2 protein-coding genes are annotated in these 1,189 nt (G+C 74.7%); both read right to left on the reverse strand.

What is annotated here, in order from left to right; all coding sequences use genetic code 11:
- Positions 1–211: 211 nt before the first annotated feature.
- Positions 212–418 carry a hypothetical protein gene (locus tag AOK18_RS28185; RefSeq protein ID WP_055572252.1) on the reverse strand — a complete coding sequence of 69 codons (207 nt, stop codon included), beginning with the start codon at positions 416–418 and terminating at the stop codon, positions 212–214.
- A 200-nt stretch (positions 419–618) separates the two neighbouring features.
- On the reverse strand, positions 619–1,189 hold a 571-nt coding region (locus AOK18_RS28190; protein ID WP_240503345.1), incomplete at its 5' end, for a beta-1,3-glucanase family protein.

A 1,189-nucleotide genomic window follows, 5' to 3' on the forward strand; every position in this document is an offset into this window, starting at 1 on the left:
CGCCCCCGGCGGAACCCCGCCCGGCTACGCCCGTGCCTGGCCCTCGCACACGGTCGGCGACCTCCGGGTCAGGGTCGCGCCGACGCCGGGGCGGGAAGCCCCGGCGGGCGCGGCCACGGACGGGCCGTCGTGAGGGCCGGCCGCGGACGGGCCGGAAGAGGAGCCGGGGGCGGGACGGGCGAGCGCCGGAGCCGGGCTCGAGGGGCGGGGATCAGGGCAGGATCTTGTCGAGTGCGGCGGGTCCTTCCTCCGCCAGCTTGCGCCTGGCCCATTCGAGATTCTGCGGGGTGAGGTCCTTGCCGGAGGCAAGGACGAGGTCCTCCGGCGACACATCGGTGCCGGTACGGGCGTGGAGCAGGCCGTCCGGGGTGGTGCGCTCCTCGGGCGGCCGGGACTCCTCGGGCTGGGACGTCGGCATCTCTGACTCCTCGGGTCCGGATGGCTGTAGCGGCCCCGGTGCGGTCATNNAACCTGCCCGCCGCGGCGGGGCGCTCCTCACGGGCGCACCGGCGCCGCGTCCCGTGGGCCCGGTGTCCACGCCGGTCCCCGCCCGCGGCGCACCGCGGACGGGGACCGGCACCGGCCCTCTCACGGACCTTCAGGACTCCGGGGCCGGCCTCAGAAGGGCGACAGCGTCAGGCGCACGCCCGTGGGGGCCGTGTCCTGGATGTACGAGGCGAAGTCGGCGACGTCGTCGAAGGCGAAGCCGTACGCCCTGCCGTCCTCCGTGGCCGTGTGCACGGCCCTGGAGTAGTGGTTGGTGAGCCCGGTCCGGTAGAAGGCCGAGGCGTCGGTGGTCGGCTGGTCGGGGTGGCTGAGCAGTGTCGAACGGTTGAAGCCGGCGCCGAGCACGGCGGCGACCGGGCCGGTCGTGCCGTCGTTCGGGGCGGCGAGCGCCCCGTCGCAGAAGAGGACGTCCCGGGTGGACGGCCTGCCGAAGGAGACCTGGGCGGGTCCGTCGAAGGTGAACCGGCCGCCGCGCACCCGGCCGGTGAAGGTCCCGGCGTTGGTGGTGATCCTGAGGTCGCGTCCGGTGTAGGTGCTCCACACCTCGTCGATGTACGGCGCGAGGTAGTCCTCGTCGAACAGACCCGCGTCCAGGCCGTGGCCCGGTGCGATGATCCGCGTGTCGTCCACGACGAGCCGCGAGAACGCCTCCTCCTGTCGGAGCGCGGCGAACACGGCACCG

It is taken from the genome of Streptomyces prasinopilosus, from assembly GCF_001419695.1.
In the GTDB taxonomy this organism is placed as follows: Bacteria; Actinomycetota; Actinomycetes; order Streptomycetales; family Streptomycetaceae; genus Streptomyces; species Streptomyces prasinopilosus.